General features: G+C 72.0%; 14 protein-coding genes. 8 read left to right on the forward strand and 6 right to left on the reverse strand.

Features of this window, described 5'->3' with window-relative positions; genetic code table 11:
• Nucleotides 1-245: 245 nt before the first annotated feature.
• Nucleotides 246-911, forward strand: a complete 666-nt coding sequence (locus AC07GB_RS28610; RefSeq protein WP_478850373.1) for a DUF6542 domain-containing protein — start codon at nucleotides 246-248, stop codon at nucleotides 909-911.
• 55 nt (nucleotides 912-966) lie between these two features.
• On the opposite strand, the gene ppgK is transcribed toward AC07GB_RS28610, so the two are convergent.
• Nucleotides 967-1,716 (reverse strand): polyphosphate--glucose phosphotransferase, encoded by a 750-nt coding sequence (gene ppgK / locus AC07GB_RS28615; RefSeq protein WP_478850375.1) that lies wholly within the window; start codon nucleotides 1,714-1,716, stop codon nucleotides 967-969.
• A gap of 41 nt (nucleotides 1,717-1,757) precedes the next feature.
• Nucleotides 1,758-2,753 carry a 4-hydroxy-3-methylbut-2-enyl diphosphate reductase gene (locus tag AC07GB_RS28620; protein WP_478850377.1) on the reverse strand — a complete coding sequence of 332 codons (996 nt, stop codon included), beginning with the start codon at nucleotides 2,751-2,753 and terminating at the stop codon, nucleotides 1,758-1,760.
• 89 nt (nucleotides 2,754-2,842) lie between these two features.
• Here AC07GB_RS28620 and AC07GB_RS28625 point away from each other — a divergent pair, with 89 nt between their 5' ends.
• From AC07GB_RS28625 to AC07GB_RS28640, 4 genes are all read left to right on the forward strand, one after another.
• A complete protein-coding gene (locus AC07GB_RS28625) occupies nucleotides 2,843-4,252 on the forward strand; it encodes an APC family permease (protein WP_478850379.1) in 1,410 nt (469 codons plus the stop codon).
• Between the two features lie 220 nt (nucleotides 4,253-4,472).
• Entirely contained in the window at nucleotides 4,473-5,681 is a 1,209-nt protein-coding gene (gene xseA / locus AC07GB_RS28630) for an exodeoxyribonuclease VII large subunit (protein WP_478850381.1), read from the forward strand.
• 9 nt (nucleotides 5,682-5,690) lie between these two features.
• Entirely contained in the window at nucleotides 5,691-5,930 is a 240-nt protein-coding gene (locus tag AC07GB_RS28635) for an exodeoxyribonuclease VII small subunit (protein ID WP_478850383.1), read from the forward strand.
• A 234-nt stretch (nucleotides 5,931-6,164) separates the two neighbouring features.
• On the forward strand, nucleotides 6,165-6,755 hold the full coding sequence (locus AC07GB_RS28640) for a malonic semialdehyde reductase (protein ID WP_478850385.1): 591 nt from the start codon (nucleotides 6,165-6,167) through the stop codon (nucleotides 6,753-6,755).
• A gap of 95 nt (nucleotides 6,756-6,850) precedes the next feature.
• Here AC07GB_RS28640 and AC07GB_RS28645 read toward each other — a convergent pair whose 3' ends face one another.
• Complete coding sequence (locus tag AC07GB_RS28645) at nucleotides 6,851-7,399, reverse strand: DUF4245 domain-containing protein (protein ID WP_478850387.1); 549 nt, start codon at nucleotides 7,397-7,399, stop codon at nucleotides 6,851-6,853.
• A 161-nt stretch (nucleotides 7,400-7,560) separates the two neighbouring features.
• On the opposite strand from AC07GB_RS28645, the gene glpX reads away from it, so the two are divergent.
• On the forward strand, nucleotides 7,561-8,595 hold the full coding sequence (gene glpX, locus AC07GB_RS28650; protein WP_478850389.1) for a class II fructose-bisphosphatase: 1,035 nt from the start codon (nucleotides 7,561-7,563) through the stop codon (nucleotides 8,593-8,595).
• Nucleotides 8,596-8,689: 94 nt separating this feature from the next.
• On the opposite strand, the gene AC07GB_RS28655 is transcribed toward glpX, so the two are convergent.
• Together AC07GB_RS28655 and AC07GB_RS28660 are read right to left on the reverse strand one after the other, a co-directional pair.
• Nucleotides 8,690-9,103, reverse strand: a complete 414-nt coding sequence (locus tag AC07GB_RS28655; protein WP_478850391.1) for a WhiB family transcriptional regulator — start codon at nucleotides 9,101-9,103, stop codon at nucleotides 8,690-8,692.
• Nucleotides 9,104-9,284: 181 nt separating this feature from the next.
• Nucleotides 9,285-9,956, reverse strand: a complete 672-nt coding sequence (locus tag AC07GB_RS28660) for a DUF1707 SHOCT-like domain-containing protein (RefSeq protein ID WP_478850393.1) — start codon at nucleotides 9,954-9,956, stop codon at nucleotides 9,285-9,287.
• A gap of 204 nt (nucleotides 9,957-10,160) precedes the next feature.
• On the opposite strand from AC07GB_RS28660, the gene AC07GB_RS28665 reads away from it, so the two are divergent.
• Nucleotides 10,161-11,825 (forward strand): fumarate hydratase, encoded by a 1,665-nt coding sequence (locus AC07GB_RS28665; RefSeq protein WP_478850395.1) that lies wholly within the window; start codon nucleotides 10,161-10,163, stop codon nucleotides 11,823-11,825.
• 82 nt (nucleotides 11,826-11,907) lie between these two features.
• Here the strand turns inward: AC07GB_RS28665 and AC07GB_RS28670 are convergent, their stop codons facing one another.
• The gene (locus AC07GB_RS28670) at nucleotides 11,908-13,470 is read right to left on the reverse strand and encodes a ricin-type beta-trefoil lectin domain protein (protein WP_478850397.1); all 1,563 of its coding nucleotides are present in this window, start codon (nucleotides 13,468-13,470) and stop codon (nucleotides 11,908-11,910) included.
• A 152-nt stretch (nucleotides 13,471-13,622) separates the two neighbouring features.
• Between AC07GB_RS28670 and AC07GB_RS28675 the strand changes: the two genes are divergently transcribed.
• Nucleotides 13,623-15,035, forward strand: coding sequence for a class II fumarate hydratase (locus AC07GB_RS28675; protein WP_478850399.1), 1,413 nt, complete (start codon nucleotides 13,623-13,625; stop codon nucleotides 15,033-15,035).

Here is a 15,035-nt window from a genome sequence, read left to right on the forward strand (position 1 = left end):
GGCCGCGTGGGCGGACCGGCCGCCGCACTCGCCGTCCCCGGCGTCCGGGGGCGCGCGGCGCACATCCGGGCCCGCGGTGGTCCCTCACCGGCCCCGCACTGCCTGGGGCACGATCCACCAGTCTACGGTGTGCCGCGCCCCGCGCCCCGCCCGCGTACCGCCTCCGCGTCGAACGCGGGACCAAGCTCGGCCAAAACGCGTGTCCCAGTCCCGGTTCCGCCCCCGGCCCGACCTAGGTTGGTGCGGTGGAGCAACCTAGGACCCGTCCCCCGCGCGCCAGGCCGCGCCCCGCCGCGCCCCTGCCAGGGCAGGGCAGCCCCACGGAGTCGGCGGCGGTCTACCGGGCCGCCTCCCGGCCGCCCGGCCCCTCGTCCCCGGTCACCCGCCTCCTGCGCAGAACCCCGGTGTACCGCGCCCTGAACCGGATGCCGCTGTACCGCAAGCTGCGCCGCATGCCGAACCCGCGCCTGACCGGGCTCGGTAGCGGCCTGTTCGCGGCCGTCGTCATGCTCCTGCTCGCGTGCCTGCTGCGGCTGCTCTTCGGCGGCTCGATGGTCGCGTACGGAGTGCTGTTCCTGCCGGTCAGCGCGCTCACGGCGCTCTGGGTGCGGCCCGCCGACCTGGTCACGGCACCCGTCGCCGTGCCGATCGCCTTCGCCGCCGGGGTGCTGCCCATCGCCGAGGGCACGGGCGGCTTCGGCGGCCACGTCATGGGCCTGCTCACCTCGCTGGCCCTGCACGCGGGCTGGCTGTACGGCGGCACGCTGGTCGCCGGGGTGATCGTGACCGTGCGCAAGCTGCGCCTGATGGGGCGCCGGCGCGCGCAGCGCAAGCAGCAGCGTCCGCCGCGCCCGGGCGGCCGTGCCCCACAAGCCGCCGAGCGGGACAGAATCAGCCCATCCGGCGTCTGAGGACGAGCGCGCGGCGCGACGAGGGCCCCCGCGGACGCGGGGCCCCGGCTCCGCCCTAGTCCCCCGCGGTGGCCTTCGCGGCCATCGCGGCCCCCACGATCCCGGCGTTGTTCTGCAACTTCGCCGGGATCAGCTCGGCCCGGACGCCCTTGATCAGGGGCAGGAACTTGTGGGCCTTGCGGCTGACGCCGCCGCCGATGATGAACACCTCGGGCGAGAACAGCATCTCCACGTGCGTCAGGTACTTCTGCACGCGGTGCGCCCAGTGCTCCCAGGTGAGGTCCTCGTCCTCGCGGGCCTTGGACGAGGCGCGCTTCTCCGCGTCGTGGCCGTGCAGCTCCAGATGGCCGAGTTCCGTGTTCGGCACGAGGTGGCCGCCGGTGAAGACGGCGCTGCCGATGCCCGTGCCGAGGGTGAGCATGATGACCGTGCCGGTGCGGCCGGCGCCCGCGCCGAAGTGCATCTCGGCGACGCCCGCCGCGTCCGCGTCGTTCAGGACGGTGACCGGGGCCCCGCCGAGCCGCTCGGAGATCAGACCGCGGATGTCCGTGCCGATCCAGCTCTTGTCGACGTTGGCCGCCGTGCGGGCCGTGCCGTCCGTGATGACACCGGGGAAGGTGGCGCCGACCGGGCCCGACCAGCCGAAGTGCTCGACGACCTCGCACACGCGCTCGACCACGCCCTCGGGCGTGGCCGGATGCGGCGTGAGCACCTTGTGCCGCTCGTCCGCCAGGTCCCCGCGGTCCAGGTCCACGGGAGCGCCCTTGATCCCGGATCCGCCGATGTCCACACCGAAGATCTGCATGGCCCCACCGTACGACGCCGGACCGGCGCCGACGCGGTGGTCTACTTCTTCCCGGACAGCTCCGCGGCCTCCGTACGCAGGTCCCGGCGCAGCTCCTTGGGCAGCGAGAACGTGATCGACTCGTCGGCCGTCTTCACCGTCTCCACGTCCGCGTACCCGCGCTCGGCCAGCCACTCGATGACGCCGTCCACCAGGACGTCCGGGACGGACGCGCCCGAGGTGAGGCCGACCGTGGTCACGCCCTCCAGCCAGGCCTCGTCGATCTCGCCCGCGTTGTCCACCAGGTAGGAGGCGGGCACGCCGGCCTCCAGGGCGACCTCGACCATGCGGATCGAGTTCGAGGAGTTCTTGGAGCCGACGACGATGACCAGGTCGGCGTCCTCGGCGAGCTTCTTGACCGCGGTCTGGCGGTTCTGCGTGGCGTAGCAGATGTCGTCACTCGGCGGCGAGAGCAGGTTCGGGAACTTGCTCTTCAGGGCGCCGACCGTCTCCATCGTCTCGTCGACGGAGAGCGTGGTCTGGGAGAGCCAGACGACCCGGTCCGGGTCGCGGACCTCGACGTTCGCGACGTCGTCCGGGCCGTCGACCAGCGTGATGTGGTCGGGGGCCTCGCCGGAGGTGCCGATGACTTCCTCGTGCCCCTCGTGGCCGATCAGGAGGATGTCGAAGTCCTCCTTGGCGAACCGGACCGCTTCCTTGTGGACCTTGGTGACCAGCGGGCAGGTCGCGTCGATCGTGGCGAGCTTCCGCTCGGCGGCCTCCTCGTGCACGGTCGGGGCGACGCCGTGCGCGGAGAACATCACGATGGACCCCTCCGGCACCTCCTCCACCTGGTCGACGAAGATCGCGCCCTTCTTCTCCAGGGTCTGCACGACGTACTTGTTGTGGACGATCTCGTGGCGGACATAGATCGGGGCCCCGTACTGCTCCAGGGCCTTCTCGACGGCGATCACGGCACGGTCCACACCCGCGCAGTAGCCACGGGGAGCGGCGAGCAGGACACGGCGGGAGCCAGGCGTTGCAGTCATACAGCCCATCGTAAGGCCGCATACGAGAGGTCAAAGATCGCCTGTGTGGGGAGACTGGGAGCCAAGTGTGCGATCAGCGTCAGGCACCCGGAGGCACGATGTCCGCCCACAGCACGAATGCGCACCCGCCGTCCGACGGGGGCCAGGGGTCCGCCGCGACCGCGACGGAGGGCGAGGGGCTGCGGCGCAGCCTCGGCTTCCGCGACCTCGTCGTCTACGGGCTCCTCTTCATCGCCCCGATGGCGCCCGTCGGCGTCTTCGGGACGCTTGACGCCAAGTCGCACGGCGCGGTGGCACTGGTGTACGTCGTGGCGACGATCGCCATGGCGTTCACCGCTTTCAGCTACGCCCAGATGGTGCGCGTCGTGCCCCAGGCGGGCTCGGTCTTCGCCTACGCGCGCGTGGGCCTCGGCAACGGCGCCGGCTTCATCGCGGGCTGGATGGCGATGCTGGACTACCTGCTGATCCCGGCCGTCGCCTACCTCTTCTCCGGGATCGCCATGCACGAGCTGGTGCCGGAGGTGTCCCGGTGGGTGTGGACGGCGATCGCGGTGGCCGTGACGACCGCCCTGAACCTGTGGGGCGTACGTCCCGCCGCGCGGGTCGGCTTCGCGGTCCTCGCCATGGAGATCGTGGTCCTGGTGGTGTTCGGGGTGTCCGCGATCGTGGTCCTCGCGCGCGACGGGGCGGAGCGGGGCTGGCTCTCCCCCCTGTCGGGCGACGGTACGCAGGGGGCGTTCGCGCTCTCCGCGGTGGTGGGCGCGGTGTCCGTGGCGGTCCTGTCCTACCTGGGCTTCGACGCGATCGCCTCGTTCGCGGAGGAGGTCACCGGGGGCTCGGCGAAGGTGGCGCGGGCGGTCCTGTTCTGCCTGGCCCTGACGGGCGTCCTGTTCGTGGCGCAGACGTACCTGGTGGCGCTCCTGACCCCGATGTCCTCCGCCGACCTGGCCGCGAACCCCGACAGCCAGGGCTCCGCGTTCTACTCCGCCGTGGACGCCTCCGTCGGCTCCTGGCTGCACGACCTGGTGGCGGTGAGCAAGGCGGTCGGCGCGGCGTTCGCGGCGCTCGCCGGGCAGGCCGCGGCGGGCCGGCTGCTCTTCGCGATGAGCCGGGGGCGGCGCCTGCCCCGGCTGCTGTCCCGTACGGAGTCCGGCACGCCGCGCGTGGCCCTGCTGTGCGCGGCGACCGTGACGCTGGTCGCGGCCGTGTGGGCCGCGCGCCGCGGCGACGGCATGAACCACCTGGTCTCGGTCGTCGACATCGGCGCCCTGACGGCCTTCGCCCTGCTGCACGCGAGCGTGGTGGGCTGGTTCGCGATCCGCAGGCAGGGCGGCCCGGTGAGCTGGTGGCGGCACGTCCTGATGCCCGTACTCGGCGCGGCGATCGTCGTCGCGGTCATCACGGAGGCGTCGGGCTCCGCCCAGGTGGTGGGCGCGATCTGGTTGGCGGTGGGGTTGGTGGTGCTGGCGGTGCAGGGCGTACGGAGGGGCGCGCCGGACGTGGGGTAACGCCGCGGAGCGGCGGGGATACGACCCGCGCAGGCAAAGCAGGGGAGATGCGGGCGGGCGGGTGGGCGAGTACGCCGCGGAGCGGCGGGGATACGACCCGCGCCGGCAAAGCAGGGGAGACACGGGCGGGCGGGTGGGAGACCCCGCCGCGGAGCGGCGGAGAACCCCGGCCGCCGCGGAGCGGCGGCGCTGTCAGCCGGGGCGGCTACTCTCGGGCGTCATGGGTCTCAACACGTCCGCCGACACCCCCCTCCCCGTAGGCGAGGTCTCGCGCCTCATCGGCGGCTGGATCGACCGCCTCGGCGCCGTGTGGGTCGAGGGGCAGATCACGCAGCTGTCCCGGCGCCCGGGCGCGGGCGTGGTGTTCATGACGCTGCGCGATCCGTCGCACGACATCTCGGTGAGCGTCACCTGCTACCGCCAGGTGTTCGACGCGGTCGCGGACGTCGTGTCGGAGGGCGCCCGCGTCGTCGTCCACGCCAAGCCGGAGTGGTACGCGCCGCGGGGCCAGCTGTCCCTGCGGGCGGCGGAGATAAGGCCGGTCGGGGTCGGTGAGCTACTCGCCCGCCTGGAGCAACTGAAGAAGACGCTCGCAGGCGAGGGCCTGTTCGCGGCCGACCGGAAGCGGCCGCTGCCGTTCCTGCCGCAGCTGATCGGCCTGGTCTGCGGCCGCGCCTCGGCCGCCGAGCGCGACGTCCTGGAGAACGCCCGCCACCGCTGGCCCGCCGTCCGCTTCGAGGTGCGCAACGTGGCGGTGCAGGGCGTGCACGCGGTGCCCCAGGTGGTGCAGGCCGTCAAGGAGCTGGACGAGCTGCCCGAGGTCGACGTGATCATCGTGGCGCGCGGCGGCGGCAGCGTGGAGGACCTCCTGCCGTTCTCGGACGAGCAGCTGGTGCGGACGGTCTCCGCCTGCCGTACGCCGGTGGTGTCGGCGATCGGCCACGAGCCGGACAACCCCCTCCTGGACCACGTGGCGGACCTGCGCGCCTCGACGCCGACCGACGCCGCGAAGAAGGTCGTACCGGACGTCGGCGAGGAGCTGGAGCGGGTCGCCTTCCTGCGGGAGCGGGCGCGGCGCAGCGTGGCGGCGTTCCTGGAGCGCGAGGAGCGGGGCCTGGCGCACGCCCTGGCCCGGCCGTGCATGGAGCGGCCGCACCGCATGGTCGAGGAGCGCGAGGAGCAGGTCACGGCGTACGTGGACCGGGCCCGGCGCACACTCGGGCACCTCCTCGACCGCGCGGAATCGGAGCTGGCCCACACGCACGCGCGCGTGGTGGCGCTCTCCCCCAAGGCCACGCTCCAGCGGGGGTACGCGGTGTTGCAGAAGCAGGACGGCGCGGTCGTCCGAGCGGCGGACGAGGTGACGGGCGGCGAGGAGCTGCGCGCGCGGGTCGCCGAGGGCGATTTCCCCGTACGGGTCGACATCTAGGGTGGGCGCATGACCAGCAAGACGGACGAAACCACCGGGACGGCGGGCGCGCTCGGCTACGAGCAGGCGCGGGACGAGCTGATCGAGGTGGTGCGCCGCCTGGAGGCCGGAGGCACCTCGCTCGAGGAGTCCCTGGCCCTGTGGGAGCGGGGCGAGGAGCTGGCGGCGGTGTGCCGCCGCTGGCTGGAGGGCGCCCGGGCCCGCCTTGACGCGGCGCTGGCCGACGGCGAGGACGGCGAAGAGGACTGAGCCCCGGGGCAGGCCCCCGGGCCCGCTCCGGCCCGCACCGGGCCGCACCGGGCCTCACCGGGGCCTGCCCCCCAAGGGCCCGCCCCCGGCTCACCCCCTGATGTTGCGTAGCTCACCCCACCCCCGCTTTAGTTGAAGATTGAACCTCACCGGAGTAAGGTCATCCCCACGTCCCCACCTCTGACGTACGGCCCGCCGTACGACGACGTTCTGAGATTGAGAAGGCTGAAACAGATGTCCCTCGTTCTTGACCCCGCCGCCCAGGACCTGCTCTTCCGCGAGGCCCGCACCGCCAACACCTTCACCGACGAGCCGGTCTCCGACGAGCAGATCCAGGCCGTCTACGACCTGGTCAAGTACGGCCCCACCGCGTTCAACCAGTCGCCGCTGCGCGTGACCCTGGTGCGTACGCCGGAGGCCCGTGAGCGGCTGGTGCAGCACATGGCGGAGGGCAACCGCCCGAAGACCCTGACGGCCCCGCTCGTCGCGATCCTGTCGGCGGACAACGAGTTCCACGAGGAGCTGCCGCAGCTGTTCCCGCACGCCCCCGGCGTGAAGGACGCCTTCTTCTCGCAGCGCCCGGTGCGCGAGCAGGCCGCCGGCCTGAACGGCGCGCTCCAGGCCGCGTACTTCATCGTGGGCATCCGCGCCGCCGGCCTCGCCGCGGGCCCGATGACCGGGTTCGACCCGGCCGGCGTGCAGAAGGAGTTCCTGGACGACGACCACACCCCGCTGATGGTCGTCAACATCGGCAAGCCGGGCGACGACGCCTGGTTCCCGCGCTCCCCGCGCCTTGAGTACGACCAGGTCATCACGACCGTCTGAGCGACGCCCGCGGCGGGGAGACCCGCACCGCACGCCAAGAGGCCCCCCGGCATCCGCCGGGGGGCCTCTTGGCGTAACGAGCCGAGCCGGGCGGGTCAGCCCGCCTTCACCGGCTCCACCGGGGTCCGCTTCATCTCCAGGGACTCCGCCATCGCCGTCAGCTGGTGGAAGGGGGCCGTGCCGAGGACCACCGTCGTGGCGCCCTTGTCCTGGAGCACGAGGGCGTCGTATCGCGTGCCCTTGTAGCGCTGCCAGGTCTTGCCCGCGATCTTCTCCGTCGCGTCCGTCCTGCGGGCCTGCCGCGTGGCCTCGTCGATGAACTCGGACGGCTTGCCGGTGGACTGCTTGACGGCCACGTATTCACCGGCCGGGTCGAGGAAGCCCAGGTGCCACTTGTCGTGGGCCGCGCCGTCGTACCGGACGGAGGTGGGCTTCCAGGACGCGGGCAGGCCCTTGGGGGCCGCCACGGGGTACGGCGCCGCCCGCCGGGCCGTCAGGAGTTCGACGCGGTAGTCGACCCGCTTGACCGGGTCCTTGGACCCGTCGTGCGGGATGAAGACATAGGCAGCTGCCACGACGATGCCGATGACGGCCATCGAGAGCAGCATGTTCCGCACGGTCTGCTTGCCAGTTCTGCCTGCCACGCCCCTTATCGTCGCAGGTCCCCGGCAGGCCTCTCACGCGCCCCCTCCCCTGCCGCCGGTCCGCTCATGCGTGGGGCCCTCTGCTCAGTTTGTCGACCTGCGGATAGAGTCGGGGGCATCACCCTCATCCGGCCGTCGTCGTATCAGAAAGGTGCGTCTCGATGACCGAGCATCACCACCTGCCGTCCGAATTGGAGGTCTCCCCGGAGGCCCCCGACCGCAACCTCGCCCTGGAGCTGGTCCGGGTCACCGAGGCCGCCGCCATGGCCGCGGGCCGCTGGGTCGGCCGCGGCGACAAGAACGGGGCGGACGGCGCGGCCGTGCGCGCCATGCGGACCCTCGTCCACACCGTCTCGATGAACGGCGTCGTCGTCATCGGCGAGGGCGAGAAGGACGAGGCGCCGATGCTCTTCAACGGCGAGCGCATCGGCGACGGCACCGGCGCCGAGGTCGACATCGCCGTCGACCCGATCGACGGCACCACGCTCACCGCCAAGGGCATGCCGAACGCGATCGCGGTCCTCGCCGCCGCCGACCGCGGCACCATGTTCGACCCGTCCGCCGTCTTCTACATGGACAAGCTGGTCACCGGCCCCGAGGCCGCCGACTACGTGGACATCAACGCCCCGGTGTCGGTGAACATCCGCCGCGTCGCCAAGGCCAAGAAGTCCGCCCCCGAGGACGTCACGGTCGTCATCCTGGACCGGCCCCGGCACGAGGGCATCGTCAAGGAGATCCGCGAGACCGGCGCGCGCATCAAGTTCATCTCGGACGGTGACGTGGCCGGTTCGGTCATGGCCGTGCGCGAGGGCACCGGCGTCGACCTCCTGATGGGCGTCGGCGGCACGCCGGAGGGCATCATCAGCGCCTGCGCCATCAAGTGCCTGGGCGGTGTCATCCAGGGCAAGCTGTGGCCCAAGGACGCCGAGGAGAAGCAGCGCGCGCTCGACGCGGGCCATGACCTGGACCGCACGCTCACCACGAACGACCTGGTCAGCGGCGAGAACGTGTTCTTCGTCGCCACCGGCATCACGGACGGCGAGCTGCTCCGCGGCGTGCGCTACGGCGCCGAGATGGCCTCGACCTCGTCCCTCGTCATGCGCTCCAAGTCCGGCACGATCCGGAAGATCGACTCCGATCACCGCCTGGCGAAGCTGCGCGCCTACAGCGCGATCGACTTCGAGCGGGCGAAGTAGCGCGGAGACCGACCGACGACGGGGGCGCTCCGTGCGGGGAGCGCCCCCGTCGTCGTACGTGGCCGAGGGGTCGGCCGGGGCCGGCGTGAGGGCACTAGCCCGCGGCCGCTACCGCGCCGGCCGTGCGGGCCGCCTTCTTCAGCTCCAGGTCGCGCCGGCGGCGCCGGGCGAGGACCACGCGGCGCTCGGCGGCGGTCAGACCGCCCCACACGCCGTACGGCTCGGGCTGGAGCAGGGCGTGCTCGCGGCACTCGACCATGACGGGACAGCGCGCGCAGACCCGCTTCGCGGCTTCCTCGCGGGAGAGGCGCGCGGCGGTGGGCTCCTTGGAGGGGGCGAAGAACAGTCCGGCCTCGTCGCGGCGGCAGACGGCGTCGGAGTGCCATGGGTTGTCCTGGTCCCGCTCCCGCACTGGCACCCTTCCCCACGCACTCGGCTGCGCTCGTGCAGGGGAGGCCCCTTCAGCCGGGACGGCGACCTGCAGGGACTGATGCGTCGGTTGCAGCACGGTCTACTCCTGACGACGGCTTCGCGAGCGAGAGACGATGCACGAAGCTCTACCCGCTGTGTGCGGGCCTATGCACTGAGTCCCGGTGCACGGAAGTTCCGGTTCCTGATACCGAGTTCGCCTGGCCGAAACGTGCCGCCACCGGGGAGCCGCGGGGTGCGCCGGGGACGCGGCGGCCCGCTCAGCCCTCCAGGCGCTTGCGCAGCAGGCCACGCAGGTCGCGGATGAGCTTGCCGTGCCGGGGTCGGGCCGTGAGGTCGCCGAAGACGGCGAAGCCCTCCACGAAGACCACCGGGGCGTCACGCTCCGCGGCTTCGAGGGTGTCCACTTCGAAGCGGCCGAAGACGGCGGTGCCGCGGCCGCGCAGCGACACGTTCTCCGGGACGCGGACCTTCACGTCGCCGAAGACGGAGAAGCCCTTGACGACGATCTGGCGGTGCTCGAAGACCGCCTCGCTGAGGTCTATGAGCACGTCCCCGAAGACGGCGTACGCGTGCGTGCGGCGGCCGGGGCGCCAGCGGCCCTTGCGGGTCGCGTCGCTGAAGACGCCGTACAGCGTGTCGTCGGCGCTCTCGGGGATCGCGCCGGGCGAGGGGCGCGTCGGGGCCTTCGCGAGCGAGGTCCCGCCGTGGGCCTCGGGGTCGGGCAGGTCGGCCAGATAGGGCGCGATCTCGGCGAGCGTCTTCGATCCATAGACGCCGTCGAGCCGCTCGCCGTGCTCCTGCGGGTCGAGGCGACCCGTGGCGAGCGCGTCCGCGAGGACGTCCGCGGCCCGCTCGCGGTCGGCGTCCGAGGCCCTGAGGTCCGGCCGCGCCTCGGGGGGAGGTGTCTGGGAGCGCTTCTCTAGGTCCACGGCGCCAGCCTACCCAAACGCGATAGATCGCGACTACCCCTCGATGGGCCGCATCCGCACCGCGTAGCCGGCCCGGGCGCGTGGCGGCCCGCGCCCAAGTGAGCCTTACCTCACCGGCACCTCGCGCCCCGCCCGTTCTACGCTGGTCGGGTGCCGCCAATGGAGGCGAGCGCGTGCTGTCTGCCAAGTGAGGAATTGGGCGTCATGCCAGAGTTTGCGTACTCCGATCTGCTCCCTCTGGGAGAGGACACCACCCCGTACCGGCTGGTGACCGCCGAGGGTGTCTCCACCTTCGAGGCCGACGGGCGCACCTTCCTCAAGGTCGAGCCGGAGGCGCTGCGCAAGCTCGCCGAGGAGGCCGTCCACGACATCCAGCACTTCCTGCGGCCCGCGCACCTGGCCCAGCTGCGCCGCATCATCGACGACCCGGAGGCCTCGGCCAACGACAAGTTCGTCGCCCTCGACCTGCTGAAGAACGCGAACATCGCGGCCGCGGGCGTGCTGCCCATGTGCCAGGACACCGGCACCGCCATCGTCATGGGCAAGCGCGGGCAGAACGTGCTGACCGAGGGCGGCGACGAGCAGGCGCTGAGCCGCGGCATCTACGACGCGTACAAGAACCTGAACCTGCGCTACTCGCAGATGGCTCCGCTCACCATGTGGGAGGAGAAGAACACCGGCTCCAACCTGCCCGCGCAGATCGAGCTGTACGCGACCGACGGCGGCGCGTACAAGTTCCTGTTCATGGCGAAGGGCGGCGGCTCCGCCAACAAGTCGTTCCTCTACCAGGAGACGAAGGCCGTCCTCAACGAGGCCTCGATGATGAAGTTCCTGGAGGAGAAGATCCGTTCGCTCGGCACGGCGGCCTGCCCGCCGTACCACCTGGCGATCGTGGTCGGCGGCACGAGCGCCGAGTACGCGCTGAAGACCGCCAAGTACGCCTCCGCGCACTACCTGGACGAGCTGCCCGACGAGGGCTCCGCGCTCGGCAACGGCTTCCGGGACAAGGACCTGGAGGAGAAGGTCTTCGAGCTGACCCAGAAGATCGGCATCGGCGCGCAGTTCGGCGGCAAGTACTTCTGCCACGACGTGCGCGTGGTGCGCCTGCCCCGGCACGGCGCCTCCTGCCCGGTCGCCATCGCCGTGTCCTGCTCGGCCGACCGCCAGGCCGTCGCGAAGATCACCGCCGAGGGCGTCTTCCTGGAGCAGCTGGAGACGGACCCGGCGCGCTTCCTGCCGGAGACCGAGGACGCGCACCTGGACGAGGGCGAGGTCGTGAAGATCGACCTCAACCAGCCCATGGACCGGATCCTCGCCGAGCTGACCAAGTACCCGGTCAAGACCCGGCTCTCGCTGACCGGCCCGCTGGTCGTGGCCCGCGACATCGCGCACGCCAAGATCAAGGAGCGGCTCGACGCGGGCGAGGAGATGCCCCAGTACCTGAAGGACCACCCGGTGTACTACGCGGGCCCGGCGAAGACCCCCGAGGGCTACGCCTCCGGCTCCTTCGGGCCGACCACGGCCGGGCGCATGGATTCCTACGTCGAGCAGTTCCAGGCGGCGGGCGGCTCTAAGGTCATGCTGGCCAAGGGCAACCGCTCGCAGCAGGTCACCGACGCCTGCGCCGCGCACGGCGGCTTCTACCTGGGCTCGATCGGCGGCCCCGCGGCGCGCCTCGCACAGGACTGCATCAAGAAGGTCGAGGTCGTCGAGTACGAGGAACTCGGCATGGAGGCCGTCTGGAAGATCGAGGTCGAGGATTTCCCCGCGTTCGTCGTCGTCGACGACAAGGGCAACGACTTCTTCCAGAACCCGGCCCCCGAGCCGACGTTCACGAGCATTCCGGTACGGGGGCCGGGCCTGGCGTAGGGGCGCCCCGAAGGGGCGCGGGCCTGTGTCGATATGCGGCTCCGCCGCGTGGGCGCGCCCAGCCCCCAGGGACCCGCAGGTGTTACGCGAACCGCTGGCTCGCAGCCCCTGTGCACTTCTGGAGCCTCAGCGGCTCCTTCGCGCCCGCCAGGGTCAGGCAGAGTCCGGTCGCCCCGGCGGGGCGCAGGGTGCCCGACTGGCGTACGAAGGCCTGGTTGGCGCCGCCGTGGCAGTTCCAGAGGGTGACGGCGGTGCCCTCCTTGTAGGCGCCCTCGGGCACGTCCACGCAGCGGTCGTGCGTCAGTCCGGTGCGCAGGGCCTGCTGCTCGGAGTCGTACCACCAGGTCTGGTTGCGGTTGCCGGTGCAGTCCCACCCCTGGACCTTGGTGCCGTTGCGGCTGCTGGAGGCGTCGGCGTCGAGGCAGGTGCCGGTGGCCTCGTTCCTCAGGGGCTTGAACACGTCGTCCCAGCCGCCCTTGTGGAGCTTGGCGCCGCCGGTGCTCGCCGGGTCGGCGCAGCCGCCCTCGTCCCAGCCGGACGCGTACAGCTGGGTCAGGCAGGAGGCGAAGGCGGCGTGGCCGCGGGCGTTGGGGTGGAAGGACTGGCGCACCGAGTTGGAGTCCGGCGGGAAGGGGTTGGACAGCTCGACGTACAGGCCCCGCGCCCAGGTGTCCTCCGTGCAGACCTCGTGGCCGTGGAAGAGGCGGGAGTTGTCGAGGTAGGTGGCCCCGGCGCTCCGCGCGGCCTGCCGCATGCCGCGCTCGAAGGCGGGCACGGCCTCGTTGCGGCCCCACTGGGTGTCGGAGTCGTAGCCGAGGCCGCCGCAGGCCAGCTTGCCCGGGAAGTTCGGGTTGTCGCGGAAGTCGGGGCCGATCGGGCTGGGGTACCCCATGACGACCAGCTTGTAGTCGCTGCCGGAGTACCCCGCCTGGCTCATGACGGTGCGCAGGTCGCGGACCGTCTGCTCGACCTTGGGCACGAGCGCGTCGACACGGGCCTGCCAGCCGCCCGCGTACTTGGGCGCGCACGGGCCCTGGAGGGTGAGGTAGCGGGTCACGCAGTCGGTCATGACGGGCGCGAACTGGAGGTCGTCGTTGGCGCCGATGACCAGCATGATCGCCTTGATCCTGGTGTTGCGGGCCTTGATGGCGAGGTTGTCGCTCTGCACCAGCTCGTCGGCGTACTGCTTCTGGCCCCCGATGCGGACGTTCGCGGTCGTCGCCCCCGAGCAGGCGACGTTGTACGTCACGTCGGCGGGGATGCCCGTGCGGTGGATGGCGGCGTCCGGCGAGCGGTGGCACCAGTTGTCCGGGCCGTCCGTGCCGGGCTCGTAGCGGCCGATGCCCTCGCCGCTGATCTCGCTGTCCCCCAGCGAGATCAGGCCGGTCTTGCGCTCGGCGAGCGGGCGCTCGGCGGCGTCTCCGTAGAGCTTGGTCGCCTCGGCCGCGCGGATCTTCTCCAGGTCCTGCGGCAGCGGGACGGCGGTCGTGGCCGGGCCCTTCGGTCCGGCCGGTGCGGCGTGGGCGGGTGCGGCCGCCACCGCGCCGCCGAGCAGGGCCGCGAGTGCCGTGAGGGACACAGCGGCGGTGGCCCCGGCTCGCAGGCGGCCCGCGCCGCCTTCTCTGACGCGTGTCGTGCGCTTCATTGCGCCTCCCCGGTGTGGTGTTACCCAGGGTTTTTACTGGTGGGTAAGAGTCTTGGGAATACTCCGAACACGACAAGGGCTCAACTTTCTGAGGCAGTTGCCCCTCCACCGGGGCAGTTGCGGGCAAGAGGGAACGGAAGGACAGTCGGACCATGAGCGGCGGCGCAGGCAACGACGGCAGCGGCGAGTACCGGATCGAGCACGACTCCATGGGCGAGGTGCGGGTCCCCGCGGACGCCAAGTGGCGTGCCCAGACCCAGCGCGCCGTGGAGAACTTCCCGATCTCCGGACAGCGCATCGAGCGCGCGCACATCGCCGCGCTCGCCGAGATCAAGGCGGGGGCGGCGAAGGTCAACGCGCGGCTCGGCGTGCTCGACCAGGACATCGCCGACGCCATCGCGGACGCGGCCCGCGAGGTCGCCGAAGGGCGCTGGGACGACCACTTCCCCGTCGACGTCTTCCAGACCGGCTCCGGCACCTCGTCCAACATGAACACCAACGAGGTCCTCGCCACGCTCGCCACCGAGCGGCTCGGCCGTGACGTACACCCGAACGACCACGTCAACGCCTCGCAGTCGTCCAACGACGTCTTCCCCTCCTCCATCCACATCGCCGCCACCGCGGCCGTCACCGGCGACCTGATCCCGGCCCTGGAGCACCTGGCCGCCGCCCTGGAGCGCAAGGCCGCGGAGTTCGCCGACGTCGTCAAGTCCGGGCGTACACATCTGATGGACGCCACGCCCGTCACCCTCGGGCAGGAGTTCGGCGGGTACGCGGCCCAGGTGCGCTACGGCGTGGAGCGGCTGCGGGCCTCCCTGCCGCGCCTGGCCGAACTGCCCCTCGGCGGCACCGCCGTGGGCACCGGCATCAACACCCCGCCCGGCTTCTCGGCCGCCGTCATCGCCGAGGTCGCGCGGGCGACCGGCCTGCCGCTCACCGAGGCCCGCGACCACTTCGAGGCCCAGGGCGCGCGCGACGGCATCGTCGAGACCAGCGGGCAGCTGCGCACCATCGCCGTCGGCCTCACGAAGATCGCGAACGATCTGCGGTGGATGGCGTCCGGGCCACGCACCGGGCTCGCCGAGATCAGCCTGCCCGACCTCCAGCCCGGTTCCTCGATCATGCCCGGCAAGGTCAACCCCGTGATCCCCGAGGCCGTCCTGATGGTCGCCGCGCAGGTGACGGGGAACGACGCGACCGTGGCCGTCGCCGGGGCCGCGGGCAACTTCGAGCTGAACGTGATGCTGCCGGTCATCGCGAAGAACGTGCTCGAATCGGTGCGGCTGCTCGCCAACGCCTCGCGGCTGCTCGCCGACCGGACGGTCGACGGGGTGGTCGCGCACCGGGAGCGGGCGCGCGAGTACGCCGAGTCCTCGCCGTCCGTCGTCACCCCGCTCAACAAGTACATCGGGTACGAGGAGGCGGCGAAGGTGGCGAAGAAGGCACTCGCGGAGCGCAAGACGATCCGGGAGGTCGTCCTGGAGTCCGGCTACGTCGACCGGGGCGAGCTGACCCTCGAGCAGTTGGGCGAGGCCCTGGACGTCCTGCGCATGACCCACCCGTAG

The organism is Streptomyces sp. NPDC045778 (assembly GCF_056431945.1).

Coding starts and splice junctions, on each gene's coding strand:
- AC07GB_RS28635 (WP_478850383.1), top strand. CDS start 5,691: ATGACCAGCAAGACGGACGAAACCACCGGGACGGCGGGCGCGCTCGGC.
- AC07GB_RS28620 (WP_478850377.1), bottom strand. CDS start 2,753: ATGGGCTGTATGACTGCAACGCCTGGCTCCCGCCGTGTCCTGCTCGCC.
- AC07GB_RS28625 (WP_478850379.1), top strand. CDS start 2,843: ATGTCCGCCCACAGCACGAATGCGCACCCGCCGTCCGACGGGGGCCAG.
- AC07GB_RS28670 (WP_478850397.1), bottom strand. CDS start 13,470: ATGAAGCGCACGACACGCGTCAGAGAAGGCGGCGCGGGCCGCCTGCGA.
- xseA (WP_478850381.1), top strand. CDS start 4,473: ATGGGTCTCAACACGTCCGCCGACACCCCCCTCCCCGTAGGCGAGGTC.
- ppgK (WP_478850375.1), bottom strand. CDS start 1,716: ATGCAGATCTTCGGTGTGGACATCGGCGGATCCGGGATCAAGGGCGCT.
- AC07GB_RS28640 (WP_478850385.1), top strand. CDS start 6,165: ATGTCCCTCGTTCTTGACCCCGCCGCCCAGGACCTGCTCTTCCGCGAG.
- glpX (WP_478850389.1), top strand. CDS start 7,561: ATGACCGAGCATCACCACCTGCCGTCCGAATTGGAGGTCTCCCCGGAG.
- AC07GB_RS28665 (WP_478850395.1), top strand. CDS start 10,161: ATGCCAGAGTTTGCGTACTCCGATCTGCTCCCTCTGGGAGAGGACACC.
- AC07GB_RS28675 (WP_478850399.1), top strand. CDS start 13,623: ATGAGCGGCGGCGCAGGCAACGACGGCAGCGGCGAGTACCGGATCGAG.